This is a genomic window from Thermococcus litoralis DSM 5473 (assembly GCF_000246985.2).
Classification (GTDB): Archaea; Methanobacteriota_B; Thermococci; order Thermococcales; family Thermococcaceae; genus Thermococcus_A; species Thermococcus_A litoralis.
In genome coordinates this window covers 191587-215761 of sequence record NC_022084.1, presented here as the reverse complement: position 1 = coordinate 215761, position 24175 = coordinate 191587, and the positions used below count along the sequence as shown (strand labels likewise).

The following is a 24175-nucleotide window of genomic DNA, read 5'->3' as shown; positions in this document are numbered from 1 at the left end:
CCTGTCAGACTTCAATAACGTATTTCTTGCTCTGCTTTCCAAATCCCCTAAAACTTCCGAGTTTTAGGTTTATAAGGGCTTTCTCGATATCGATGACCTTTGCAGAGGCAAGATGAGTAACTCCTGTCCCCTTGAAGAACTCCGGCAATGCTTGGGCTGTTGCCCCGGTGAGTATGATTTTCTTTGCCCTTTTACTCCTCTCAAGTATCATATCAAGGGTGCAGTTTAACAATGCAGAGCCACTCACAATTACAGCTTCCATTTCTGGGAGAAGAATGTACTCAAGGGCATCGCTTAGGGTCTCTCTGTCCCAGAGTTTGGGGTTTCTCTCGAACACGAACACCTTTTTGTTCTTATCTTTTAACGCCTTTACGATTGGAGGCATGTTCCCTATAACGGCAACTTTTTCCTCTTCTATTAGCTCTATAGCATCTTTTTCTTCATCCACCACCTCTAAGTAGTACTGAGAAACAGCGTTGATCGCCGCAAGTCCAAGGGTTCTTTCTATTATGTTAAGGCTGTCTGCCTTTTCTATAAACTCCTCCAAGCTTGGCTCTGTGAAGGTATTTTTATATTCACCAATCTCCTCTGGGAGAGTCATAGCTAGCCCTATAGATTTTCCCTTTTCCCCTTCAATAACAACGTAAGTGTATGGTAAAGCAAAGGAAAAGTCCACCAGCTTGAATTCCTCTTCAATCGCTTTCATTGCCCTCTCTTTTAACAGCTTCAGCATCATTTCTACTCCTCCAACCTTTTTAAACAGTATTGCCTAAAAAAGTTTGGTGGATAAAATGTGCAGGGTGCTGTTTGCAGTTGGAAATGGAGAAGCGATGAAAGACCTTGTAGATGCGCTGGTAAAATCCTCTGAAAATGACCTTTATAAAGTAGCATTAGGTAAGAGTCCCTCCCATAAAGATGGATGGGGATTCTTCTGGATGTCCAAAGACAAAGCCGAACATTACAAAACGATCAAACCCATTTTTGAGGATAAAGAAGGAGTTGAAAAGCTTTTAGACTCCTTAAAAGGTTTTGGAGTTTTATTGGCCCACACGAGAGCTGCAAGCCAAGGAAGTGTCAACCTATTCAATGCTCAACCGTTTTCTTATTCGTCTCCAAAGGGCTTTACATTTTGGTTTTATCACAACGGTGACCTGAGAAAGGATGAACTTATAAAAATGGCAGGGTTTGAGGAAGAAGAGCTTAAAGACGCCTCCGACAGCTATGTATTTGGACTTTATCTTTTGAGCAAATTGTCCTCATTTGAGGAAAGTGAGGTTCTTAACGCGTTTAAGGTTGTTCTTCCCGCAGTTAATACCACGCTCAACACGGGCACCCTTTTAATAACCCCAGAAGAGATTAGGGGGTTTGTAACTGCCTACATGGTGGAGAAGAGAGAGAAAGACCCGCTGTACAGAAGATATTCACGCCTTTTAAAAGTTGAAGAAAAAGGTCTCTTTGCCATCGTATCTTCAACTTTTGAGCTTTATTCGTCCCTCCCCTTTGAAGAAATTCCAAACGGAAGGGCATTTTACACAACCATAGACTTAAAGGGGGAAAAGTTCGAGGTGAGGGAGCTCACCCTCTAAACTTTTTTATGAAGTTCGCCATCTTTACGGCATCGAGGGTCTCTTTAACGTCGTGGGTTCTTACAATGTTAGCACCATTCCATACTGCTATCGCTGTTGCGCTTAGACTTCCGGCTAATCTTTCCAACGGGTCTTTTCTTCCGGTTATGGCTCCTATAAACGACTTCCTCGATACTCCAACCAGGATGGGAAGCCCAAAGACTTTTAGCAGGTTCAGGTTTGCGATAACCTTTGAGTCCCACTCGTACCATGGGGGATATTTAGGCCTTAGAAATCCAATTGCTGGGTCAATTGCTATTCTCTCTTTTTCAATTCCGTTTTTATATGCAATCTGGAGGCTCTCTTCGAGGGCATCAATGACTTCATGAACTGGATCGGTGAAGTTCTTTACTTCTTTATGGGCACAAACTATCACCGGAACATTATACTCCCTGGCAACTTCTGCCATCCTTGAGTCTCCTTTGAGACCGGTAACGTCGTTTATGATGTCTGCTCCTGCTTTGATGGCTTCCTCGGCAACTTTTGCATTAGTTGTATCTATGCTTATTGGAACTTTAACATGCTCCCTGATGGTGCTTATCGCCCAGACTGCCCTTCTAATCTCTTCTTCTACGGGTATCTGAGTTTCTAAATACGGTGCCGTGGACTTCGCTCCAATGTCTATAAAAGAGGCCCCTTCCTTCACCATTTGAACTGCAGTTTCTATCAGCTCCTCCTCATTTTGCCTAACGCTTCCCTTATAGAAGCTTTCTGGGGAAATGTTAATAACTCCCATAATTTTTGGCTCATCTAAACTTACCCCTGCAAACTTCATGCTCTCACCGAAAAGTGTTTTAATGCCCACACTATAAAAATTTGGGGTGAGAAAATGTTAATCGAGACACCGAAGAGGTTGCACTTGGGTTTGATAGATCCTTCCGGATCATTGGGGAGGAGATTTGGATCACTTGGAGTTGCCCTTGAGGGAGGGTACAGAATAAGGGTAATGCCCCATGATAAGCTTGAAATAAGGGCAAGTGAAGAAGACACTAAAACAATACGCCATGCTGTTGATAAAATGAACCAGAAATTTACAACGGGATTTAACTACCTCATTGAGGTTGAGAAAGCCATCCCAAGGCACATCGGCTTAGGCTCCACTACTCAGCTAACGCTTGCCGTAGGATTGGGAATAGCAAGGCTTAACTCCCTTAGGATTGAAATCGAGGATCTGGCTCATCTTCTTGGCAGGGGAAAAAACTCTGGTGCTGGAATTTACGCTTTTAAGTACGGTGGGTTTGTGATAGATGGGGGAGTTAAGGATAAGGTTCCTCCCCTCATCATTAGGGAAGATTTTCCAGAGGAGTGGGGATTTCTCTTAATAATTCCAGAAGCAAAGAAGGGCTTTGACGAGGAGGAAGAAAAACCAATAATGCAGAGCGTGAAAGGGGAAAGCAGCATAGCGGAGAAAATCTCCCACAGAGTTCTTTTGGGGCTGTTGCCGGCGTTAAAGGAGAAAAACATCGAAGAGTTTGGAAAGCATTTGAGTGAAATTCAAAAACTGGTTGGGAAGCATTTTGAAGAGTATCAAGGTGGAGAGTTCAGAGAGGATGTTAAGCTCATCATGGAGTTCCTGAGTGAGAACACATACGGCTATGGGCAGAGCTCCTGGGGACCAACGGTCTATGGACTGATAAAAAGGAGTGAGTATGGGAGTATAAAAGCAAAGGCTCACGATTTTCTCAAGGAATATGGGATTAGAGCTACTATCGACCTGGGCATCCCAAGAAACAGGGGAGCAACAACCGTTGAAGAGAACACCTACATTTTGAGGCTCATTAACAAAGTTGCCCAGAAGTAGTGCAATTTTGTTTTTGAGGTGGGTCTTTCAAGCTCTACTCGGTCGCTAAGGGGCTTCGGGTCTTTCAATTCTTCTAAAGTCTTATTGGAACAACATCGATGACATGATAACAGTGTTCGGAAAGTGGGTTTTTCAATTCTTCTAAAGTCTTATTGGAACCTACGGGGATTACGAGAGAGAATACTTCGAGGATAACTTTTCAATTCTTTTAAAGTCTTATTGGAACAATATAGCCCTCGTAAACTGCCCCGCTTAGTCCTGTCTTTCAATTCTTTTAAAGTCTTATTGGAACCTACTGTTCCCGTGTCCCTAAACTTTGTCCCAAACGTCTTTCAATTCTTTTAAAGTCTTATTGGAACAGAAGGGTTAGTACACGTTCTCATCCCACCACTCACTTTCAATTCTTTTAAAGTCTTATTGGAACTGAGGAAAGCATCAGACGAAAGGCCTTGACGGCGAAGGACTTTCAATTCTTTTAAAGTCTTATTGGAACCCGCAAGCCGGAAGACCTTTTGGAAGCCTATGCGACTTTCAATTCTTTTAAAGTCTTATTGGAACCCAAGCGGACGCGGCCTCTTCAAGCCTTCAATTGATCTTTCAATTCTTTTAAAGTCTTATTGGAACGTGGATTCCACGGCACGTTGATGTCAAGGCATCGGCCTATCTTTCAATTCTTTTAAAGTCTTATTGGAACTCGTGATAGGGGTTGGCCTAATATTCTTCATCATTCCCTTTCAATTCTTTTAAAGTCTTATTGGAACCTCTGCAATCATTGGGACTCTAAAGAGGGATTTCCTACTTTCAATTCTTTTAAAGTCTTATTGGAACTATTCAGTAACCGCACTTTGTCCAGTGAGTCCATCCGCTTTCAATTCTTTTAAAGTCTTATTGGAACACATCCCGTATGAAGTCGTTGAAATCGTAAAGAGCTTCTTTCAATTCTTTTAAAGTCTTATTGGAACACTCTCAATTGCCTACTACGCTGGTGCTCCAATTCTCTTTCAATTCTTTTAAAGTCTTATTGGAACGTTAAGCCATAAAATAGATGCTGAGAAAAATATGAATCTTTCAATTCTTTTAAAGTCTTATTGGAACACGGATCATTTCACATTCTCTGCAAGGGTCAATGCACTTTCAATTCTTTTAAAGTCTTATTGGAACCGATGACGTAGCACAAGAAGTGCTTAGCGAACCAGACCTTTCAATTCTTTTAAAGTCTTATTGGAACGTAAGCCCATCAGCAGAACTAAAAGTTGCTTCAAATTCTTTCAATTCTTTTAAAGTCTTATTGGAACTCTAAGCTCCAAAGCGACCTTGTGAACTACGACTTACCTTTCAATTCTTTTAAAGTCTTATTGGAACGCGACTTGGTAAGTGAAGGGGCTTTACCGGAGGAAGTGCTTTCAATTCTTTTAAAGTCTTATTGGAACGTATGCATCAACCTCTACGTAAATCTCCCAGCTTAAAGCTTTCAATTCTTTTAAAGTCTTATTGGAACCAAGACGGCTCGACACTTGTCTTTAGATACCCAAGCTCCTTTCAATTCTTTTAAAGTCTTATTGGAACAGAGTTGCCTTTTTACTCACGGGGTCGTTTTCAATACTTTCAATTCTTTTAAAGTCTTATTGGAACTCCAATTGGTGGAGAACATAGTTTGCATCGATCTCTTCCTTTCAATTCTTTTAAAGTCTTATTGGAACGGTGTCAGCGGTGAAAAAACAGAGAGAATGAGAGACATCTTTCAATTCTTTTAAAGTCTTATTGGAACGCTCTCGCAATTACAATCGCCCTGATACTCAAGCTGGTTGACTTTCAATTCTTTTAAAGTCTTATTGGAACCTTCGATTGACCTCATTATTCTCGTTGAAACATTAAGACCCTACTTTCAATTCTTTTAAAGTCTTATTGGAACTTTGTGCGGACTTAGACGGTGAACGCGTCCCTTTAGACCGCTTTCAATTCTTTTAAAGTCTTATTGGAACAAACGGTAAAGGTATACCTCAAATTTCAAAAGACCTACTTTCAATTCTTTTAAAGTCTTATTGGAACAAACCTAGCGGTGTCGTTCGTTACTGTAGTAGTAACTCTTTCAATTCTTTTAAAGTCTTATTGGAACGCTAATAGCGGCTTTAGCGCGGGGAAAAATCCGGGGCGGGGGAATTCCTTTCAATTCTTTTAAAGTCTTATTGGAACCGCGACCGAAGAGGACGTCGAACTATTGTTAAAGAACTTTCAATTCTTTTAAAGTCTTATTGGAACTAAATTTAACGCTTCTCTAGCCGTCCACGTCGTCGGCCTTTCAATTCTTTTAAAGTCTTATTGGAACTAGGTAGTCTTCTAAGAATTCGATAAATTTAGAATATCTTTCAATTCTTTTAAAGTCTTATTGGAACTCATGCCCACTAGGGTAGCCTTTTCGTGGAAAATGTTTCTTTCAATTCTTTTAAAGTCTTATTGGAACCATGCCCCCTATTTGCTTTATATCATTGACGAAGCTAGCTTTCAATTCTTTTAAAGTCTTATTGGAACGGAAATTTATAGCCGTGCGCTAGAGATGGAATATTCTCTTTCAATTCTTTTAAAGTCTTATTGGAACCTTTCATTTTCATTTAATCACTCTCCCCAGCTTTCTTTCAATTCTTTTAAAGTCTTATTGGAACCCCCGGAAGGGAACAAAATACCCGTAGCTACGGTTTTCTTTCAATTCTTTTAAAGTCTTATTGGAACCATCGGTACCGCCCCCGTCGGCTAATAATCCATTTTCTTTCAATTCTTTTAAAGTCTTATTGGAACTTTCTAAATCCGTCGTAACTTCTTTTTTCAATATTTTACTTTCAATTCTTTTAAAGTCTTATTGGAACAAGAGAAATAGAAATAACGTTCAAGAAACTAAAAGAACTTTCAATTCTTTTAAAGTCTTATTGGAACTCAATATTTTAAGGGGTTCTAGCGTCCCCCCTCTTTCAATTCTTTTAAAGTCTTATTGGAACTATGGAAGAAAAGAAGAAATGTAGTATCTGTGGAAAAGAAGTCTTTCAATTCTTTTAAAGTCTTATTGGAACCTGATGTCGAGATTGTCGTCAAGTTAGATGAAGCTGTCTTTCAATTCTTTTAAAGTCTTATTGGAACTTGATGACATCATGCCAGAGACCCCCAAAGGTCTTCAACTTTCAATTCTTTTAAAGTCTTATTGGAACCCATGAAGCAAGGCAGAGATACCATGAATTTGAAAAGCTTTCAATTCTTTTAAAGTCTTATTGGAACGATTAGTTAGAAATGCTGAAATGTTGGGAGTAAGAAACTTTCAATTCTTTTAAAGTCTTATTGGAACTTTCGAACTTATGTTTCCAGAATGGCTGGGTATCCTCCTTTCAATTCTTTTAAAGTCTTATTGGAACGGGGCGGAAGAATACGGTATAGAAAAAAGACCAACTCTTTCAATTCTTTTAAAGTCTTATTGGAACCGGGGCGAATTTTCCTCTAAACTCCCTATAAAGTAATTAGAAAGCTTGAAATTTATAAGCCTTTCCACAAAGGGTCAATAAAACTCCCTTCAACTGGCTTGAATTCCAGCTTTCAGAAAAGACTTCAAAGCACTCACTCGCCTGAATTTACTACTTTTCTTTCATGCACAAAAATGTTCATAAGACTTCCAGAGACAAAATAAAAGCCAAAATCAAAAACAAAGCCTTAAAACATCATTAAATCCAAAAAAATTAAATTTCCACGAGGAGAGAATATCAAAGGATTCCTGAGGAGCTTCCGCTCAAAATTCCGAAAAAATTTCGTTACAAAAACCTCAAAATATCATAACCTCCTGTTTGATAATAACTTTTAGTTACTAAAGGCTTCCAGAGCAACCTTAGAGCCTTAACATCAAAACTGGCCCACCAGAAGAAAGAAAATCCAAAAAAGGAAAAGCTAAACGTGATACAAAGAATCTTCGGCTATTCGCTCACGTAGTAGTATTCCCCTATCTCCTTCTGTTCTCTGTCCTTGACGCTTCCTTCTTTATTTGCCCTTGGCCTTCCAGTGTCTGGGTCTCTCCTGAAGGTTATGCCCACGTTTGCTAAAAACCTGTTCATCCCTTCTCTCATACCCATTGGGGGCAAAGCCCTACCGTGTTTGCCTGGCTCGCCTTCAAATACCATTATGCGGTCGCTTATGTAGTCTATCATCAGCACATCGTGCTCAACTACAAGTGCGGTTTTCTCGTTCTTTTCCATTAAATGCCTTATAGCCCTTGAAACCGCCAACCTCTGCTCAACGTCGAGATAGGCGGAAGGCTCGTCGAGAAGGTATAAATCGGCATCCCTTAACAGACAGGCAGCTATTGCCACCCTTTGCAATTCACCACCACTTAGGTCGTTTACGGCTCTATCGTAGAGCTCTGGAATTCCTAGAGGATTGAGAAGCTCGGTTTTGTAAAAGTTGCTCATGAGCTTTGCAGCGTCAATTTTACTTAAGAGCTCATAAACTGTCCCTTCATAGTCGGCTTTTATATACTGGGGCTTGTAGCTTACTTTGAGCTCCCATTCTACTTTCCCTTCCGTTGGTTCTTCAACTCCAGCCAGCATTTTTACGAAAGTTGTCTTACCTATGCCGTTAGGCCCCACTATGCTCACAACTTCTCCCTTGTACAGCTCTCCCCCCTCTGCTTCAAGCCTAAAGCTTCCATAGTCTTTAACTAGTCTTGGATACTCTACAAGAACATCTCCAGCTTGGCTGTGCCTCTCGCTGAGCTTTGTGAACCTTATCTGATAAGGCCTGAACCTTACATTTTCCTCGGGGAGATAGCCCTCCAAGAAGGCGTTTATACTGACTCTGGTTCCTTTGGGCATTGAAAAGATACCATATGCTCCGGGCTTACCATAGACTATGTGAATGATGTCGCTCAAATAGTCAAGAACCGCTAAATCGTGCTCAACGACCATAACGGATTTCCCTTCTTCTGCAAGTTTTCTAATTGCTCTTGCAACTTTAAGCCTCTGCCTTATGTCAAGATATGAGGACGGCTCGTCAAAGAAGTAGAAGTCTGCATCCCTTGCCATGGCTGCCGCTATTGCCACTCTTTGCAATTCACCACCGCTCAAATGTTGAATTTCCCTGTCTAGGATATTTGAAAGCTCAAGCTCTTCGACAAGCTTCTCCAGAATACCCTTTTCATCTGCCTTCTGAAGGAGGTCTCTTACCTTCCCTTTAACGACCTTGGGGATTAAGTCAACGTACTGGGGCTTAACTACCTTCTTTATGTTGCCCTCTTTGAGCTTTTCAAAGTAGTTCTGGAGCTCATTTCCCCTGAACATCCTTATGACATTGTCCCAGCTGTCGTTGGAACCGCAGAGGTTAGGAATCATTTCTCCGGAGAGTATTCTAACAGCAGTGGTCTTACCGGTACCGTTTGGACCTAGGATACCAACTACCATGCCCTCCTTGAGCACTGGTAATCTGTAGAGGGCAAAGCCGTTAACTCCGTATCTGTGTACACACCCTTCCTCCAGCTCCTCTGGGAGGTTAACTATCGTTATAGCATTGAAGGGACATTTGTGGACGCATATCCCACACCCAGTACAGCTTGCCTCTTGAATAATGGGCTTATAGTTGTCTTCGTCGATGATTATAGCTTCTCCACCCATTCTATTTACTGGACATACCCTCTCACACAGGAAATGACCGCACTTGTCGGGATTACACTTGTCGTAATCGATGACCGCGATCCTCATAAGCCTCACCGGTTACCATTTCTGGAATGCCTTTAAAAAGTTGTTGAAGAATTGGCCTCTATTTGTTGGAGTTGGCCATTTTTGACCAGTATTTCCTTGTAGTTTGAGCATTCTATTAATTATTGGTGATGTGGTGATGTTTGGTTTCGAGGGTTTGAGAAGGTTTTGGGAAAGGGAGAGGAAACCTGAAGTTCAGAGAGAATACGTGAAATACCTGGCAGTGAACTTCCAAAGAAGGCTATTGTGATATAGCTATTAAGGAAGGATTTAAGGATTTTTAGTATTTAAATTATGTTGACCTATCAACCACCATTATTTTTAATATTTAATCATCTAAGATCGTTAGTATAGTTTAACTATGTAGAAATGTTTTTATACTACTTTGATGTAATATTATCGCAATATCTCATCTGGAGGGGAATAGATGGAAAGGAAGAGCAAGGTTGTAGTAACTGCATTAGCCATCGTTTTGGTGGTGTTTGTAGGAATTCCTACAGCTCAGGGAGTCTCTCCAGAGAACTCTGATGTCCTTTACAGCGTATATTTAGACTGGCTTCAAGGAAAGCCTGTAGGGCTTGCAAGCATTGAGATAAAAGTTAATAAAAGTCTCCATAATCCGGTTGTAATAGTTCAGGACTATAGCAAAGAGCATCCAAGGACTTTGTACTCAGGTTCTCTTCTCTCACCAACTGTAAAGATAGAGAGAATACCCATTGATACATATGTGGAGAATGTGCAAGCGAATGGAAAAAGTGAGAGCGTCCTTAAGACGAGGTTCAGACCAGTTTCTCTCTTAGTAATAGTTGCAGATGAAAATTATTGGGGTGCACGAGTGATAAGTTTCGAGCCTAAAAAACCCTTGGCAAGAATCTCTGCAGAGGTTCCCCTTCATTATGAACCCGCCAAAAAAGGAAATTACGTTCAGACTGCTTCGGTCACAGACCATGGCACGGTCAGGATGAATGGAATAAAAACAGCCATAATAAGAAGTATTCCAGGAATAGATGTTAAGTGGGTCATTGAAAGAAACGATGCAGTAACCTACGAGAGCTTTTCTCAGGAAACATGGGGTGGGACGCCGGATCCAAACGGTTGGTTGAGTAGTGGCCCCACCTTGGTTCAAGACAAAGACGTGTGGATAACTTATACTGCCTCCAGTGGTGATGTTAGGCTGGTGACTTCTGATGTTCTTTACCAGATAACTGAAAACGAAATATGCACCTCCCTATGGTGCAGAGACATTTGGTCCTTAATCCCTGTGAGAATAAAAAACTTTCACTCTACAGTTACAGGCTCTTACAGCGGAGGAATACCCTCAAACCTTGAGAGGGAGACAAGATATAAATTGGAGGGTGCAAATGAGTTCGCTATAAGCTTTGATGCACCAACAGACAATGGAGGGGTTTACTTCAGTACTTCCCTCTCAATATGCGGTGGTGAAGGAGTACAGGTGTGCTTTACAGGGAACGTTGAAACATACAGAGAGAGTAAATCCAACTACAGGCCACATTATGAAGTCAAAATTAATAATTGGGGAAGCCATGATGTTCTTTACTATGCATATCTAGACAAGAGTAGCAGAAACTATTACGAAATATTCTTGGAGTGGGGTTAACAATAACAGATCCTTTTTTTAAATTTTACAATATCACTCGGTGGTGACAGTTTTGATTCTAGATACCTCAAGTTTTTCAATCTCGGCAAAAAGTACTTTAACCAAAAAGCAAAAATTATTCTTGTCATGCTGAGCATCTTTGAGGGATTAAAAAGTGAGATTGTAGCCCTTAAAGAGTTTAAGCCTAAGCGGGGTAAATACGGCTCTTTTGAGTTTAAAAATCCTGAAGTGAACAAGTTAGTTGAAGAGATGGGCTTTAAGCTCTATAAGCATCAGGTTGATGCCTTGAAAGCCCTCTATTCTGGAGAGAACATAGTGGTGACAACCCCAACCGCCTCCGGCAAAAGCGAAATTTTTAGACTGGCTATATTTGATAACTATCTCTCAAATCCTCAAGACACGTATCTGCTCGTTTATCCAACGAGGGCATTAATAAACAACCAATACGAAAAGTTCAGCATTGAGAACTTCCACTTTTTCCAGCTTACAGGAAAGATGGTTAGTGCAAGAATTCTAACGGGCGATGTTGAGTGGAGCGAGAGGAGGAGGCTCATTAAAGAAAAGCCGAGGGTTGTTTTCACGACTCCGGATATGCTGCACTATAACATTCTAAGGAAGAGAAAAGATTACGAGTGGCTTTTGAGGAATGTGAGGTATCTCGTAGTTGATGAACTTCATATTTACAGGGGTGTTTTCGGAACTAACGCCGCTTACGTTTTTAAACGGCTTCTCAAGGCGCTGGAGAGATACGGGAGGAGACCACAAATAATAGCCCTCTCAGCAACACTGAGGAATCCAAAAGAGTTTGCGGAAACCTTTTTTGGAAAGCCCTTTGATGCTATTACAAAGCCTGCAAACCCCTTCCCAAAACGATACCTCGTGATGTTCGAGCCAAGGAGGCTTAATGAGATGCAGCTTTTAAGGGCAATCGTCGAAAAGCTGGCTGAGAAAGGCATTAAAACCCTTGTTTTCTTTGATTCAAGAAAAGGGACTGAAAAGCTCATGAGGTTTCTTTTGACGTCTCCAGCGGTTTACAAAACCACTACTTACAAGGGCACCCTTCCAAAAAACATTCGCTGGGAAATTGAGAAGGACTTTAAGGAAGGGAAACTTCTCGTGCTTTTGACAACAAACGCTCTGGAGCTTGGAATTGATATAGGCGACCTGGATGCCGTTGTAAACTATGGAATACTACCTGATGGGCTGTTCTCCCTTATCCAGCGCTTCGGAAGAGCAGGAAGAAAACAGGAAAGGGAAGCCATAAATGCAATCGTTTTAAGAAAAAACGGCCTAGACTATTACTATAAGGAGCACGTTGAGGAGCTGGTAGAAAAACTTGAGAAAGGGATAATCGAATACATGCCCATAAACCTCAAAAACCGACTCGTTGTGAAAAAGCACCTCCACTACCTCTTGAGTGAGCTCAAGATTCTTGATTGGGACGAGCTGAACGAGTTTGAGAAGGAGCTTGCCATGGAGCTCGTGGATGAGAAAAAAGCAAAGCTCTACGACAATCCAATTACGGGTAAAAGGGAAATCCGCATCCTGAGGCCAGCTTTTAATTACTCCTCTATAAGAACGGCAAGTGATGAGAGCTATTTCCTCCTGCTCGATGAACCGTGGATAAGGTACAAACTTTTGGAAAAGTCCAGTGTAAGGGACTTAATCCGATTTATAAACTGGCTCAAGCTTAAGGGATATGTAATAGAGGAAGTAGATAAGTCCGAATACTACAGGTCGCTCTTGCCGGGAATGGCGTATTTCTCGAGGGGAGAGCTTTATATTGCAAAAGACAAGCTCAGTCTTGGAAAGTTCCACTTTATCTTCGCCTCTCCACTCAACAAGTTCTGGGAAGTTGATACGTTCCCGTCAAAGAGAGAAGAAGTAGAGGTTCTTAAGATCTACGACAAAAAGGAGTACAAAGGGGTAGAGATCTATATCGGCCGGCTGAGGGTTAGGCACCACTATTGGGGGTTTGCCGTCAAAGGAAAAGATACGCCTCAGTATCTTCAAGAACTGTTGAAGCTCAAGGAAGAAGGGATTCTGAAAGGGGAGCTTTACTCTCCAATGCTGGAGCTCAAAGAGAGTGCTGAGGTTGATGAGGAGTGGAGCATTCTTAACTGGGAAAAGTTTGCGAAGGTTGAGTTTGATGAGCCTTTAATGTGGGAGTTTGAAACGGATGGAATATGGCTTGTGTTTCCCGAGAGCATTAGGGAGATTGCAAACGAGGAGTTTAGGGAGTTCTTCAGGATTGCTGTGGAAAAGGACTATGAAGATATTGCCTTTAGTCTTTACGAGCGCTTGGACAGGAGGTCTCTTTTCCCCGAACTTTTGGGTGCAACGAGTCACTACCTAAGAAACTACATCAAAGAGAGCCTAAAGAATTCGAAGATTGAAGATGAAGAGCTTGCTTTTGCAGTAAAGAAAATGGTGGACAGTAAAGATGGAATCGGAAGCGGACTCCATGCAATAGAGCACAACATGATTAAAATCGCCCCAATTTTCACTTATGTAGACAGCAGGGAGCTCGGTGGATACAGTTATGAAAGTTTTCCAAGTCCTCCCTTTATAGGCAAGCCCATAGTGTTCATATACGATGGAAACGAAGGTGGCTTTGGATTGGCGGAGATCCTCTATAAAAACGCCGAGAAGCTCATGGAGAAGAGTCTTGAACAAATGAAAAAGTGCGAGTGCAAAGACGGCTGTCCGTTGTGTGTTTATTCGCCAAAGTGCGGCACTTTTAACGAATTCCTTGACAAATGGCAGGCCATAAGGGTTTGGGAAAAACTCCTCAGCGGAGATAGTACTGAATGAGCTTTCTCAGCTCTAGGTTTCTTTCTACCTTTTTTCTTAAAAAGCGCTTTAACTGGGAGTTTTCTGCGAGAAGGGCGTTAAGCTCGATAGCCAAAATCTTGTTGTCTTCACTGACTCCATAAGCTTTGTACCTTAACGGTGCCCACTCCTTCTCAAGCTTACTAACTTTTTTCTCAAGCTCCCTGACTTCATTTTCTAGCCTTTTGACATCTCCTTTTGGCTCTTTAAAGCTTCCAGAGAGCACTATTTCGAGGACTTTTTTCTCACTCACAGCATAGCGCTTACTGAGTGTTTTTATCTTCTCTGCGAGTTCATCGGGGAGATCAACTTCAATTCTTCCAAACCCCCGTTTAGGTCTTATTATTAATTTCACGCCTCTTCTCCTCCAGCTCTTTTTTGAGCTCTTCGTTTTCCTTTCTCAGCTTTTCTCTAACGCTTGTCATCAGCTCTTTATCCTTCAAAGCCTTTTCATAGAAAGCCCTAAGCTCTTCCAACTCATCCTCGATTTCCCTCAGCTTTTCTTCAAGCTTTGCCTTTTTCTCAAGGAGAAATGCCTCTCTCTCAGCCTGCAGAGTCTTCTCAGCTTTGGCGAGATTCTTTTCTATCAGTTCCAGGACATCCAGTTCTTTTAGTTTTCTAAATCTTTTTCCTTCTACCTTTATTTCTATTGGCATTTTTCATCATCTCGGTCTTCCTGTCATAGCAGAGAATATAAAAAGCAAGCAGAGACTTCCATTTTCCATACGGCTCGATGATTTCTCTAACATCCCTCTCTTTTACCTCTCTGGGGTTCAGATTAAATATCTTCGCTATTCCCCTTCTCAGCCCCAAATCTCCCGCTGGATATGTGTTCTTCCCAAGACCATAGGCCAAGAAAAGCTCGGCACTCCATTTTCCAATGCCCCTGAATTTTGTGAGGTATTTTATCGCCTCTTCCTCGCTGAGCTTCTCAAGATCTAAGCTTAAGTTTCCCTTGACGTACTCTTCTGTAAGGGATTTTATGTAAGCTGCCCTATATCCGAGCTTAGTCTCTTTGAGCTCTTCGTCACTTAGGTTTAAGATGTCCTCTGGCTTTGGGAAGAGGTAGAGATCCCCGATTTTTCTTCCCACGAGCTTCACAAGGTTGTTAATTGTTCTCATGGCAAATTCAAAGCTCACCTGCTGCTGGGCTATTACCTCCACGAGGGCTTGATATTTGCTCGGTGCCCTTGGTAGGGTTAACCCATAAAACTCCTCAATTAAGAACGAAAACTTTGAGTCTTCTATCTCTGAATAAAAGTTCTCAAGGTCAATATCCAAGCCAAGAATGAATTCAAGCTTCTTTTTGGCATCTTTTCGCTCTTTTTGTGAAAAATATTCCGGAAAATAGAAGTTTTTTCCGTCAAAACCCACTATACCATTCTCTAGCGCTTGTTTGAAGACTCCATTCTCAAACTTCCAGGTGCCGTTTTTTATCATCTCATGGGCTACCTTCTTGAGGTCGATCACTTTAACCATCTGTCCAGCTTAACAGGGTTTTCCTTTATATCCTTTAGCGTTGATACGTAGAGTCTCTTTCCATCCACGGAACGGTGAATTTCAAGTTCTCCTACCTCTTCCAGAAAACGCATGATTTCCTTAACGTCTTTCTCCCTTATTCCAAAGTTTTCTCTTAAGAAATCCCAGTAAGGCTCTGTATGAGAGTATTTGGCTACCTTTCTAATTAAACTCCAAGCAGCCTTGATTTTCTCCTCTCCTTTGGATAGTTTGAACTTTCTTATCTCCTCTTTCATGCCCCCCCATATGATTTTGGGTTCCATTCTTATTAACTTTTCTTGAGAAAACTTAATTAAGCTGAAGAACTATATCCACACAAGGTGGTGGTTATGAGAAAAATCATTTTTATCTCTCTGCTTCTGCTCATATTCTTGGGCCCAGCGCTAGCTGAAGCAAAAACCGTTTACGTTGCTCAAATAAAAGGTGAGATAACTTCCTACACATACGATCAGTTCGATAGGTACATAAGCGAGGCAGAGAAAGCAAACGCAAACGCGATAATAATTCTCCTCGACACTCCCGGCGGTAGAGCGGATGCAATGCAAAACATAATCGAGAGAATAAAATCCGCCGATGTTCCCGTTATAACCTACGTTTATCCACCTGGAGCCATGGCAGCCTCCGCTGGAACATATATTGCCTTGGGTTCACATTTAATAGCCATGGCACCCGGAACAAGCATCGGCGCATGCAGGCCTATTTTAGGTTATTCTCAAAATGGAAGCATTATAGAGGCTCCCCCAAAGGTCGTTAACTTCTACATCTCCTACATAAAAAGCTTGGCAAAGGCCAGTGGAAGAAATGAGACAATGGCAGAAAAGTTCATAACGGAGGATTTGGCCATAGATCCAGAAGAAGCCCTAAAGTACGGAGTTATTGAGGTCATTGCAAACGATGTGGATGACCTCTTGGAAAAAGCAGATGGCATGAAAACTAAAGTTCCCGTAAGGGGAGAATACGTAACTTTAGATCTTAAAGGAGCTGAAGTTAGATATCTAGAGCCGAGTTTAAAGGATAGAGTAATAACATACATCACCGATCCAGCAGTCGCTTACGTTCTCTTAACACTCGGCATATGGGCTCTTGTTTTAGGCTTCCTGAGTCCAGGGTGGCACGTTCCAGAAACGGCTGGAGCAATAATGATTGTCCTAGCCATAATAGGGCTTGGATACTTCGGCTACAGGAGTGCGGGATTGTTGCTGATAATCCTTGCAGTGATATTCTTCATAGCAGAAGCCCTAACGCCTACTTTTGGCCTCTTTACCGTTGCTGGCTTTATAACGTTTGTTTTGGGTAGCATAATGCTCTTCAGCGGAGGTGGGGGAGTGGACTACCTGATTTCAAGGGAAGTTTATTCCCAGATTAGATTGATAATAATAACAATTGGTGCACTGCTTGCTTTGTTCTTTGCCTTTGGAATGGCTGCAGTGATAAGGGCTCATAGAAGAAAAGCACAAACAGGCAAGGAAGAGATGATAGGCCTTTCAGGAGAGGTAGTGGAACCTTTAGCCCCAGAAGGGATGATAAGAGTCAGAGGAGAGCTTTGGAGGGCAAGAAGCAGGGATGGTGAAACAATAAATGTTGGAGAAAAAGTTAAGGTTGTTGGAATGGATGGGCTCAAACTTATCGTGGTTAGGGAAAAAGAAAAAAAGCATGAAAAAGAAAATACTAATGAGGTGAAGTAGAATGGCCTTTGAGTGGATTGTGTATGTTATCATTTTAGTTTTTATTTTGGTGTTTTTAGCCTCGGCTATAAAGATAGTGAAAGAATACGAGAGAGCAGTGATCTTCAGGCTTGGTAGGGTTGTTGGAGCCAGAGGACCGGGATTGTTCTTCATAATCCCAATATTCGAAAAGGCCGTGATAGTTGATTTGAGAACTCAGGTTTTAGACGTTCCAGTTCAAGAAACAATAACAAAGGACAACGTGCCTGTTAGGGTTAATGCCGTTGTTTACTTTAGAGTCGTCGACCCGGTAAAAGCTGTTACCCAGGTTAAGAACTTTATCATGGCAACATCCCAAATTTCCCAAACAACTCTGAGAAGTGTAATCGGTCAAGCGCACTTGGATGAACTGCTCAGTGAGAGGGAAAAGCTCAACAGAGAACTGCAAAGGATAATTGATGAAGCCACTGATCCATGGGGAATAAAAGTTACGGCTGTGGAGATCAAAGATGTTGAGCTTCCAGCTGGAATGCAAAGGGCAATGGCAAGACAAGCAGAGGCAGAGAGAGAAAGGAGAGCAAGAATTACACTTGCTGAGGCAGAAAGACAGGCTGCCGAGAAGCTTAGAGAAGCTGCAGAAATTATCTCCGAGCACCCAATGGCACTCCAGCTTAGAACCTTGCAAACAATAAGTGACGTAGCAAGTGATAAAAGCAATGTTATAGTTCTAACACTCCCGATGGAGATGTTGAAGCTATTCAGGAGCCTTTCTGATACAGCTGAAGTCGCAAAGAAAAAGTTAGAGGAAGAAAAGGAGTAGCCTTTTCTTTACGTTTTTAACTGCCCTTTAATTCTTTTTTAAGGATTAATTGAGTTAACTATAAAAAGTTAGACATCAACATATAAGTTAGATGCATTGATTACAAATTTCGTACATTGGATTTAAAGATATGGAGGGATTAAATTGGGAAGGTCTATTGTTTTCGCCTCTGGAAAAGGTGGCACGGGTAAAACCACAACACTGGCAAATGTTGGTGTCGCTTTGGCACAGTTTGGAAAGGAGGTCATAGTAATTGATGCAGATATTACAATGGCAAATCTGAGCTTAATCCTCGGTATGGAGGATATTCCAATAACCCTCCACGATGTTCTCTCAGGAGAAGCAGAGCTCAGAGATGCCATCTACGAAGGCCCAGCAGGGATTAAAGTAATCCCCGGCGGACTAAGCCTTGAAAAAATAAAGAAGGTAAAGAATCCAGAGAGATTGAAGGAGCTCATAAGGGAGATCTCATCAATGGCGGATTTTGTTTTAATCGATGCCCCTGCTGGTCTGGAGATGACCTCAATTACTGCTCTGCTCATAGGGAAGGAACTTATTTTGGTGACAAACCCAGAGATTTCTGCGATCACAGACTCCCTTAAAACAAAACTTGTGGCAGAAAAGCTTGGAACCCTTCCGTTGGGGACTGTATTGAACAGGGTAACAAATGAAAAAACGGAACTAAGCAGAGAGGACATTGAAGCCATCTTAGAAGTCCCAGTACTTGCAGTAATACCTGAAGACCCAGAAGTGAAGAGGGCAAGTGCTTATGGGATTCCCCTGGTTATCAAAAATCCAATGTCGCCGGCAGCAATAGCCTATAAGCAGCTCGCCGCAAAGCTTGCAGGAGTTAAATACAAGCCTCCGGAACCAGAAAGCCCAATAAAGAGGGTCTTCAAAGCCTTATTTGGAGGGGGGAGAAGATGAGCCCACTTACTTTTCTGGTCATTATCCTCTTGGCTACAAATATAATACTGGCGATACTATACATAGCGGAGAGAAGATCTCCATACTATGTTGGGTATGACACGGAAACAAGGAATACCTTGAAGAGAAGGGTTACCCACCTAAAAGAAGAGCTGGAGTCAGAATTAGTTGAGTTTGATGTTGAGGAATGGGAGAGGGCCCTTGAGGAATCCTTGGAAGAAGAAATACGGAACTTATGAGTTCTCTGTCCCTTAAATTCTTTTTGTCCTTAAGAAAAGCTTAAGTATTCTAGAGTAATATTGTTACATCCCCACTCATTTAGGAGGGTGAAAACATGAGGGCGAAAGTGAAGATTTTGGATGTAGAGACCGGGAGATTTATGGTAGTAATCAACGAGGAAGACGCTAAGAAAGCAAAGCTTCATCCAGAGGACCTAATTAAAATAGAAACCGCAAAAAGAACAATATACGGAGATGTGGTTATAAGCAACATGGTTCAGCCGGGGGAGATAGGGGTTACAAAGGACATAATGCGTGCTTATTCCTTTTCTGAAGGAGAAATGGTAAACGTAGTTCCTGCAGGAACTCCAGAAAGCGTGAGATATGTTAAGAAAAAGATGAATGGTCAAAAGCTTAAGAAGGTTGAAATAGAGGCAATTGTTAAAGACATCGTCGATAGAAAACTTCGGGACATAGAAATAAGTTCTTTTGTAACTTCTCTTGAGATAAACGGACTTGATATGGATGAGATTGCGTGGCTTACAATGGCAATGGCAGAGACTGGAGATATGTTGGATATAGATAGAAAGCCGATTATGGATGTTCACAGCATAGGTGGAGTTCCCGGAAACAAGACAAATGTGCTTGTAGTGCCGATAGTTGCCGCAGCCGGCTTAACAATCCCAAAGACCTCTTCAAGGGCAATAACAAGTGCCGCTGGAACTGCTGATGTGGTAGAAGTTCTTGCTCCAGTGACTTTCTCATTGGACGAAATAAAGAGGATTGTAGAAAAAATTGGCGCCTGTTTGGTGTGGGGTGGAGCCCTTAACTTGGCCCCCGCTGATGACCTAACAATTAAAGCCGAAAGGGCATTAAGCATTGATCCTAGGGGGCTTATGCTTGCGAGCATAATGTCGAAGAAGTACGCCATGGGTTCTCAATACGTTCTCATAGACATACCAACGGGAGAGGGAGTGAAGGTTGAGACCATAGAGGAGGCAAGGTCTCTGGCAAAAGACTTCATAGAGCTGGGAAAGAGACTCGGTCAATATGTGGAAACAGCGATTACTTATGGGGGCCAGCCAATAGGACACACAGTTGGCCCTGCGCTTGAGGCTAAAGAAGCTTTAGAGACCATAATGACAGGCAAAGGTCCGGGGAGTCTGGTCGAGAAGGCCACAGGCTTAGCGGGGATTCTGCTTGAGATGGGCGGAGTAGCACCGGCAGGAATGGGAAAGAAGATGGCGAAAGAAATCCTCGAGAGCGGAAAAGCTTACGAAAAGTTAAAGGAGATAATAGCCGAGCAGGGCGGAGATCCAAATATAAAGCCAGAAGATATCCCAATAGGCGACAAAACTTACACCTTCGTAGCTCAAACCTCTGGATATGTAACAAAGATTGATAACAAAGCGATAACGACAATAGCAAGAGCCGCTGGGGCTCCGGAAGACAAAGGTGCCGGAATTCTGCTCCACGTCAAAGTTGGAGAAAAAGTTAGGGAAGGGGATCCCCTCTTTACAATACACGCAGAGAGCGAAGTTAGACTCGACCAAGCAATAATTCAAGCAAGGAGAATGGAGCCGATAAGAATAGAGGGCATGGTGCTCCAGAGAATTGGAAATATCTAACGTTTTCTATGCCTTTCGTACCATCCCCACTCTTTTTTGGTTCCAAAGCTTCTTACCCCTTCTTTCACAAGCTTTATCCTGAGTTCTTTGGCTAATTCAGGAGTTATCTCGCCGTGCTCCTCCATCCAGTTGATAATTTCCAATGCCTCCTCATCGGTCTCGCATCTTCTTATGAAGTCAATAACCGTAGGATTGTACCCGGAAAAATCCATCAATTCTTCCTCTTCTTCCTCTTCCACTCTATAGCCTTCGATAACAAGACCGGGCTCTTCTTCAAGTTCTTTAGCTAAGTGGGGATATTTTTCTTTAAATTCTTCCTTATCATATTCCTGCCAAGGAAATTCATCAATGGGGCGCTTTTTCTTTTTGTCCACCATACTAGGCACCTCTCTTCAAACTTTACTCCACTGGTCTGTTTATATACTTTGTTGCCTTATCCTTGCAAAGCCCTTATATATTCTTTTGCAGAGTTCTAAACATGAAGGGCTCCTATCTTCTTGTAATCTATTTGGAAAGAGACGCAAACATAAGAACAAAAGCCCGAGAGTTTCATTTGAAGAAAGGGTATTACATTTACGTTGGCTCTGCAATGAACTCCCTCGAAAAAAGGGTTGCAAGACATTTCAGAAAGAAAAAACGTCTTCACTGGCATATTGACTTTCTTCTCCAAAGAGCACAGCTTTTGAGCGCTTATCTAATACCCAGCGAGGAAAGAATTGAGGAGGAACTTTCCCGTATCGTGGGAAAAGTTTTTCAAGGGGTTGAAGGTTTTGGGGCGAGTGATGTTAAAGTAAAAACAAATTTATACTATTCCGCAACTCCTCCAGATGGAACAATATGTAACATCTTAAACTCAAGAAACCTTAGGTGGAAAAGAGTTAAAAGTCCCAAAGAAATTATGAAGTGGAGGGAAGAGAATGCTGAGGATAGGAAAAGTTGAATCTTACATTCACGAGAAGCTCGAGAAAGAAAAACTTCACTTTGTTCTCTTAGACCCTGATGATGTTTCTCCCGAAACTGCTGGGAAGCTTGCCAAAATGAGTGAGGAACTCGGTGTGGATGCAATAATGGTTGGTGGTTCCACAGGGGCAGAGGGAGAAATTCTTGATGAGGTCGTTAAGTCGATAAAAGAGAGTTCCAGCTTACCTGTGATACTCTTTCCGGGTTCACATGGAGGGGTAAGCAAATATGCGGATGCAATATTCTTTATGAGCCTCCTTAATTCACGAAATCCCTTTTTTATTACTGGTGCCCAGGCGCTTGGAGCTTTTACGGTAAAACGCTATGGAATTGAGCCGATACCGATGGCATATCTCATCGTAGAGCCGGGTGAAACAGTTGGATGGGTAAGTGATGCCAAGCCGATTCCAAGGCACAAACCAAAAATAGCTGCTGCTTATGCATTAGCTGGGCAGTACATGGGGATGAGGCTTGTTTACCTTGAAGCGGGAAGCGGTGCTCCAGAACATGTGCCGAATGATATGATTAAAGCTGTTAAAGCCGTAATTGATGTTCCCCTAATAGTTGGAGGCGGCATAAGGAGCTACGAAGATGCAAAAGAGGTTGCCCAGAGCGGTGCGGACATAATCGTTACTGGAACAGCGATAGAAAAAGCGGGATCTTTGGAGGAAGCTAGGAAAAGGCTGGAAAGGATAATAAAAGGGGTCAAAGAAGTCAAGCCTTGAGTTTGACTGGTGAACCTTTGTTCCTAACTTCACTTTTTTGAGGTTCCCAAGAAATCTCCAACAAGCTCTGAGAGGCATTTCCAGAATCCTTCTAGAAACCATATAATCACTATTACGATAACTAACCACACAACTATTGATTACCGTTTTTGTTTCTGAGAGTGTCTTGTTTCCCAAACTTATTTAAATGTGCGCCACCGAGATATTTAATCGGTGATCCAAATGCGCGCTTTTATTTCTGTTGATTTAGAAGGGATGCCTTTTATAGTCAGTCCCCAGCACTTAGTGGAAAAAGGCGCTCTATACAACGAAGCTCGAAAAATAGCTACGGAAATAACTTTAACCGCTGCAGATGCCCTTCATAGGGAAGGTTTTGAAGAGGTCATAGTAGCTGACAGCCACGGTCCGATGGTAAATTTGATTCCCGAGGAGCTTCCCGAATACGTTTACCTCGTCAGAGGTTACCCAAGGCCAATGGCTATGGTTGCTGGAGCTGAAGGATGTGACGTTGCACTATTTTTAGGGTACCATGCAAAGGCCGGAACGGCATATGGTATCTTTGACCACACCTACAGCGGTGCAAACGTTGGAAAGCTTGAGCTAAATGACATAGAAGTCAGCGAATTTCTTCTAAACGGCTTTGCTGTGGGACATTTCAACATTCCAGTGATCCTTGTTGGAGGAGACGAAAAACTCCTCGAGGAGGATGTGGAGAAATTCACTCCATGGGCTGAGAGAGTGGTATTTAAGGAGGCATTCTCAAGGTATTCCGCCATAAGCCCGAGCATGAAGAAAATTAAGAAAGAGCTCGAAAACTCCGTCTTCAGAGCTGTTGAAAAGTACAAAAACGGAGGAACAAAGCCCCTAAAACTTGACTATCCCGTTAGGGTGAGGCTCACTTACAACAACAGCGGCATGGCGGATGTAGGAGAACTTCTACCGGGGGCAAGAAGGATAGATGGAAAAACGGTAGAGTTTGAAGCAAAGGACATTATCGAGGCATACAAGGCATTTCAGCTACTGGTGTTTGCTGCTACTGGAGTTACATCAATACTTAGGCGTTAGGCTTCACTCAGCACTTTGAAGCTGATTTTTCCGTCTCTTACTATCTTTTTGATGTCCTCAAGGAGCTTTTGAACGTTCTCTTCTGCAACTTCCATCCTTATTTCACTAATACCTTTGCTTGTGGGAGGCAAGAAGTGTATGTCCTTAATCTTTCCCCTAACTTCACTCAAAATTTTACTCAAAATTTTTCCCCTTTTCTCATAAGGCAATTTTATGTCCAGTTCAACAATTTTCATAGCTGTCACCACTTTATTTTAGAAAAGAAACCCTATATAACCTTTTTCATGAGCCAGAGATATGAAGCTTTTGAAGGTTTATTCCCCTCGGTTATGAGAAAATTTTTGATTTTTTCATCTAACTATCAATGCCCCGGAGAAACCGCGGGGGATGAGCGAGTGGCGAGCTGTGATTCCCCTTCGCTCCTCCGGGGCACACTTTAAATGTTGAGTGGCTTAAGAAGGTTTATCCTAAATTCATCTTTCTCCTCGATTGAAACAACTGCTGTTGAAATCTCCTCCATAATAGGTAAAACTTCCGGAACCGCTGATTTTATCAAATCTGCGTTGATGAAGTAGAAGGCAATCCTCTTTTTGTTTCCGAGATATTTCAGCACTCCGTATATACTGGGTATGAAATCTTTTCTCTCGCTGTGGAGAATGAAAAGCTTATCAAAACCCAGCACGAGGTTTATCATTTTCTCTTCGGGCAGTTTTTCAAAGATTTTATCGTATTCTCTTTCCAAAACCGTGCTCTCAGTTATTGGGACTCTCCCTAAGACGTTCCCTATGTTTATAGCCCCTCCAATCTTTATTACATTAAGGTCGTTGAGAAGGGAAGTATCTATTCCAGCAATCTCCATCTGAGCTCTGTACATGTGGAGCGTGTCCAAGAAATCATCTACGAGGATCGGGTGGTTATTCTCCCTGCTCCACTTTATAAGTTCGTGGAAGAGCAGATAAATCGGGGCTTTTGAAGAGTACTCCACTAAAACGGTTTCGCCAAATTTTAGTTTTTCCAGTATAGAAAGAAAGTTGTGCACAGCGGCACCCCCGTT

At 42.1% G+C, this 24175-nt stretch carries 22 protein-coding genes and 1 CRISPR repeat array; of the genes, 12 read left to right on the top strand and 10 right to left on the bottom strand.

Translation table 11 applies throughout. The annotated features are described in order from the left end of the window. Positions 1–4 precede the first annotated feature (4 nt). A complete protein-coding gene (locus OCC_RS01160) occupies positions 5–736 on the bottom strand; it encodes a Rossmann-like domain-containing protein (RefSeq protein ID WP_004067913.1) in 732 nt (243 codons plus the stop codon). A gap of 55 nt (positions 737–791) precedes the next feature. On the opposite strand from OCC_RS01160, the gene OCC_RS01155 reads away from it, so the two are divergent. After that, positions 792–1586 carry a class II glutamine amidotransferase gene (locus OCC_RS01155; protein WP_004067912.1) on the top strand — a complete coding sequence of 265 codons (795 nt, stop codon included), beginning with the start codon at positions 792–794 and terminating at the stop codon, positions 1584–1586. Here the strand turns inward: OCC_RS01155 and folP are convergent. Then, positions 1576–2400 carry a dihydropteroate synthase gene (gene folP / locus OCC_RS01150; protein WP_004067911.1) on the bottom strand — a complete coding sequence of 275 codons (825 nt, stop codon included), beginning with the start codon at positions 2398–2400 and terminating at the stop codon, positions 1576–1578. The two genes, OCC_RS01155 and folP, sit on opposite strands and share 11 nt — an antisense overlap. Positions 2401–2454: 54 nt before the next feature. Here folP and OCC_RS01145 point away from each other — a divergent pair, with 54 nt between their 5' ends. Beyond that, on the top strand, positions 2455–3426 hold the full coding sequence (locus OCC_RS01145; RefSeq protein ID WP_004067910.1) for a beta-ribofuranosylaminobenzene 5'-phosphate synthase family protein: 972 nt from the start codon (positions 2455–2457) through the stop codon (positions 3424–3426). A 61-nt stretch (positions 3427–3487) separates the two neighbouring features. Then, positions 3488–6890: direct repeats of the CRISPR family, unit length 30 nt; unit sequence CTTTCAATTCTTTTAAAGTCTTATTGGAAC. Positions 6891–7373: 483 nt separating this feature from the next. Here the strand turns inward: OCC_RS01145 and OCC_RS01140 are convergent. Then, on the bottom strand, positions 7374–9149 hold the full coding sequence (locus OCC_RS01140; RefSeq protein WP_004069733.1) for a ribosome biogenesis/translation initiation ATPase RLI: 1776 nt from the start codon (positions 9147–9149) through the stop codon (positions 7374–7376). A gap of 424 nt (positions 9150–9573) precedes the next feature. Between OCC_RS01140 and OCC_RS01135 the strand changes: the two genes are divergently transcribed. Together OCC_RS01135 and OCC_RS01130 are read left to right on the top strand one after the other, a co-directional pair. Continuing rightward, complete coding sequence (locus OCC_RS01135) at positions 9574–10764, top strand: hypothetical protein (RefSeq protein ID WP_004069729.1); 1191 nt, start codon at positions 9574–9576, stop codon at positions 10762–10764. 126 nt (positions 10765–10890) lie between these two features. Further along, complete coding sequence (locus tag OCC_RS01130) at positions 10891–13578, top strand: DEAD/DEAH box helicase (RefSeq protein ID WP_004069727.1); 2688 nt, start codon at positions 10891–10893, stop codon at positions 13576–13578. On the opposite strand, the gene OCC_RS01125 is transcribed toward OCC_RS01130, so the two are convergent. From OCC_RS01125 to OCC_RS01110, 4 genes are read right to left on the bottom strand one after another with little or no spacing between them, the layout of a single operon-like run. After that, positions 13556–13951 (bottom strand): hypothetical protein, encoded by a 396-nt coding sequence (locus OCC_RS01125; RefSeq protein WP_004069725.1) that lies wholly within the window; start codon positions 13949–13951, stop codon positions 13556–13558. The two genes, OCC_RS01130 and OCC_RS01125, sit on opposite strands and share 23 nt — an antisense overlap. Next, the gene (locus tag OCC_RS01120; protein WP_004069724.1) at positions 13929–14252 is read right to left on the bottom strand and encodes a hypothetical protein; all 324 of its coding nucleotides are present in this window, start codon (positions 14250–14252) and stop codon (positions 13929–13931) included. The genes OCC_RS01125 and OCC_RS01120 overlap by 23 nt, the downstream gene beginning before the upstream one ends. Then, on the bottom strand, positions 14215–15075 hold the full coding sequence (locus OCC_RS01115; protein WP_020953584.1) for a DNA-3-methyladenine glycosylase family protein: 861 nt from the start codon (positions 15073–15075) through the stop codon (positions 14215–14217). The genes OCC_RS01120 and OCC_RS01115 overlap by 38 nt, the downstream gene beginning before the upstream one ends. Beyond that, positions 15063–15350 (bottom strand): hypothetical protein, encoded by a 288-nt coding sequence (locus OCC_RS01110; protein ID WP_004069722.1) that lies wholly within the window; start codon positions 15348–15350, stop codon positions 15063–15065. Before OCC_RS01110 ends, OCC_RS01115 begins: the two co-directional genes overlap by 13 nt. A gap of 93 nt (positions 15351–15443) precedes the next feature. Between OCC_RS01110 and OCC_RS01105 the strand changes: the two genes are divergently transcribed. The 5 genes from OCC_RS01105 to OCC_RS01085 all read left to right on the top strand — a co-directional run bounded on the left by OCC_RS01105 (position 15444) and on the right by OCC_RS01085 (position 20371). Then, positions 15444–16799, top strand: a complete 1356-nt coding sequence (locus OCC_RS01105) for an NfeD family protein (protein ID WP_004069721.1) — start codon at positions 15444–15446, stop codon at positions 16797–16799. 1 nt (position 16800) lies between these two features. Continuing rightward, positions 16801–17598, top strand: a complete 798-nt coding sequence (locus OCC_RS01100; protein WP_004069720.1) for a slipin family protein — start codon at positions 16801–16803, stop codon at positions 17596–17598. Positions 17599–17742: 144 nt separating this feature from the next. Then, positions 17743–18525, top strand: a complete 783-nt coding sequence (gene minD, locus OCC_RS01095; RefSeq protein ID WP_004069719.1) for a cell division ATPase MinD — start codon at positions 17743–17745, stop codon at positions 18523–18525. Continuing rightward, positions 18522–18764: a hypothetical protein gene (locus OCC_RS01090; RefSeq protein ID WP_004069718.1), complete on the top strand. Its 243-nt coding sequence runs from the start codon at positions 18522–18524 to the stop codon at positions 18762–18764. Before minD ends, OCC_RS01090 begins: the two co-directional genes overlap by 4 nt. A 95-nt stretch (positions 18765–18859) precedes the next feature. Next, positions 18860–20371: an AMP phosphorylase gene (locus OCC_RS01085; RefSeq protein ID WP_004069717.1), complete on the top strand. Its 1512-nt coding sequence runs from the start codon at positions 18860–18862 to the stop codon at positions 20369–20371. On the opposite strand, the gene OCC_RS01080 is transcribed toward OCC_RS01085, so the two are convergent. Continuing rightward, on the bottom strand, positions 20368–20748 hold the full coding sequence (locus OCC_RS01080) for a DUF2095 family protein (protein WP_004069716.1): 381 nt from the start codon (positions 20746–20748) through the stop codon (positions 20368–20370). The genes OCC_RS01085 and OCC_RS01080 overlap by 4 nt on opposite strands. A 101-nt stretch (positions 20749–20849) precedes the next feature. On the opposite strand from OCC_RS01080, the gene OCC_RS01075 reads away from it, so the two are divergent. The 3 genes from OCC_RS01075 to OCC_RS01065 all read left to right on the top strand — a co-directional run bounded on the left by OCC_RS01075 (position 20850) and on the right by OCC_RS01065 (position 23121). Next, positions 20850–21311: a GIY-YIG nuclease family protein gene (locus OCC_RS01075; RefSeq protein ID WP_004069714.1), complete on the top strand. Its 462-nt coding sequence runs from the start codon at positions 20850–20852 to the stop codon at positions 21309–21311. Continuing rightward, positions 21289–22056 (top strand): geranylgeranylglyceryl/heptaprenylglyceryl phosphate synthase, encoded by a 768-nt coding sequence (locus OCC_RS01070; RefSeq protein WP_004069712.1) that lies wholly within the window; start codon positions 21289–21291, stop codon positions 22054–22056. The genes OCC_RS01075 and OCC_RS01070 overlap by 23 nt, the downstream gene beginning before the upstream one ends. Before the next feature lie 222 nt (positions 22057–22278). After that, complete coding sequence (locus OCC_RS01065; RefSeq protein ID WP_004069710.1) at positions 22279–23121, top strand: M55 family metallopeptidase; 843 nt, start codon at positions 22279–22281, stop codon at positions 23119–23121. Here the strand turns inward: OCC_RS01065 and OCC_RS01060 are convergent. Then, complete coding sequence (locus OCC_RS01060; protein ID WP_004069709.1) at positions 23118–23357, bottom strand: hypothetical protein; 240 nt, start codon at positions 23355–23357, stop codon at positions 23118–23120. The two genes, OCC_RS01065 and OCC_RS01060, sit on opposite strands and share 4 nt — an antisense overlap. 200 nt (positions 23358–23557) lie before the next feature. Further along, positions 23558–24160, bottom strand: a complete 603-nt coding sequence (locus OCC_RS01055; protein WP_004069706.1) for a DUF257 family protein — start codon at positions 24158–24160, stop codon at positions 23558–23560. Positions 24161–24175: the final 15 nt, after the last annotated feature.

What these genes read in the sequence shown, in the direction of transcription:
- OCC_RS01160 (WP_004067913.1), bottom strand. Translation starts at nt 736, where the DNA reads ATGATGCTGAAGCTGTTAAAAGAGAGGGCAATGAAAGCGATTGAAGAG.
- OCC_RS01155 (WP_004067912.1), top strand. Translation starts at nt 792, where the DNA reads ATGTGCAGGGTGCTGTTTGCAGTTGGAAATGGAGAAGCGATGAAAGAC.
- folP (WP_004067911.1), bottom strand. Translation starts at nt 2,400, where the DNA reads ATGAAGTTTGCAGGGGTAAGTTTAGATGAGCCAAAAATTATGGGAGTT.
- OCC_RS01145 (WP_004067910.1), top strand. Translation starts at nt 2,455, where the DNA reads ATGTTAATCGAGACACCGAAGAGGTTGCACTTGGGTTTGATAGATCCT.
- OCC_RS01140 (WP_004069733.1), bottom strand. Translation starts at nt 9,149, where the DNA reads ATGAGGATCGCGGTCATCGATTACGACAAGTGTAATCCCGACAAGTGC.
- OCC_RS01135 (WP_004069729.1), top strand. Translation starts at nt 9,574, where the DNA reads ATGGAAAGGAAGAGCAAGGTTGTAGTAACTGCATTAGCCATCGTTTTG.
- OCC_RS01130 (WP_004069727.1), top strand. Translation starts at nt 10,891, where the DNA reads ATGCTGAGCATCTTTGAGGGATTAAAAAGTGAGATTGTAGCCCTTAAA.
- OCC_RS01120 (WP_004069724.1), bottom strand. Translation starts at nt 14,252, where the DNA reads ATGCCAATAGAAATAAAGGTAGAAGGAAAAAGATTTAGAAAACTAAAA.
- OCC_RS01115 (WP_020953584.1), bottom strand. Translation starts at nt 15,075, where the DNA reads ATGGTTAAAGTGATCGACCTCAAGAAGGTAGCCCATGAGATGATAAAA.
- OCC_RS01110 (WP_004069722.1), bottom strand. Translation starts at nt 15,350, where the DNA reads ATGAAAGAGGAGATAAGAAAGTTCAAACTATCCAAAGGAGAGGAGAAA.
- OCC_RS01105 (WP_004069721.1), top strand. Translation starts at nt 15,444, where the DNA reads ATGAGAAAAATCATTTTTATCTCTCTGCTTCTGCTCATATTCTTGGGC.
- OCC_RS01100 (WP_004069720.1), top strand. Translation starts at nt 16,801, where the DNA reads ATGGCCTTTGAGTGGATTGTGTATGTTATCATTTTAGTTTTTATTTTG.
- OCC_RS01090 (WP_004069718.1), top strand. Translation starts at nt 18,522, where the DNA reads ATGAGCCCACTTACTTTTCTGGTCATTATCCTCTTGGCTACAAATATA.
- OCC_RS01085 (WP_004069717.1), top strand. Translation starts at nt 18,860, where the DNA reads ATGAGGGCGAAAGTGAAGATTTTGGATGTAGAGACCGGGAGATTTATG.
- OCC_RS01080 (WP_004069716.1), bottom strand. Translation starts at nt 20,748, where the DNA reads ATGGTGGACAAAAAGAAAAAGCGCCCCATTGATGAATTTCCTTGGCAG.
- OCC_RS01075 (WP_004069714.1), top strand. Translation starts at nt 20,850, where the DNA reads ATGAAGGGCTCCTATCTTCTTGTAATCTATTTGGAAAGAGACGCAAAC.
- OCC_RS01070 (WP_004069712.1), top strand. Translation starts at nt 21,289, where the DNA reads ATGCTGAGGATAGGAAAAGTTGAATCTTACATTCACGAGAAGCTCGAG.
- OCC_RS01065 (WP_004069710.1), top strand. Translation starts at nt 22,279, where the DNA reads ATGCGCGCTTTTATTTCTGTTGATTTAGAAGGGATGCCTTTTATAGTC.
- OCC_RS01060 (WP_004069709.1), bottom strand. Translation starts at nt 23,357, where the DNA reads ATGAAAATTGTTGAACTGGACATAAAATTGCCTTATGAGAAAAGGGGA.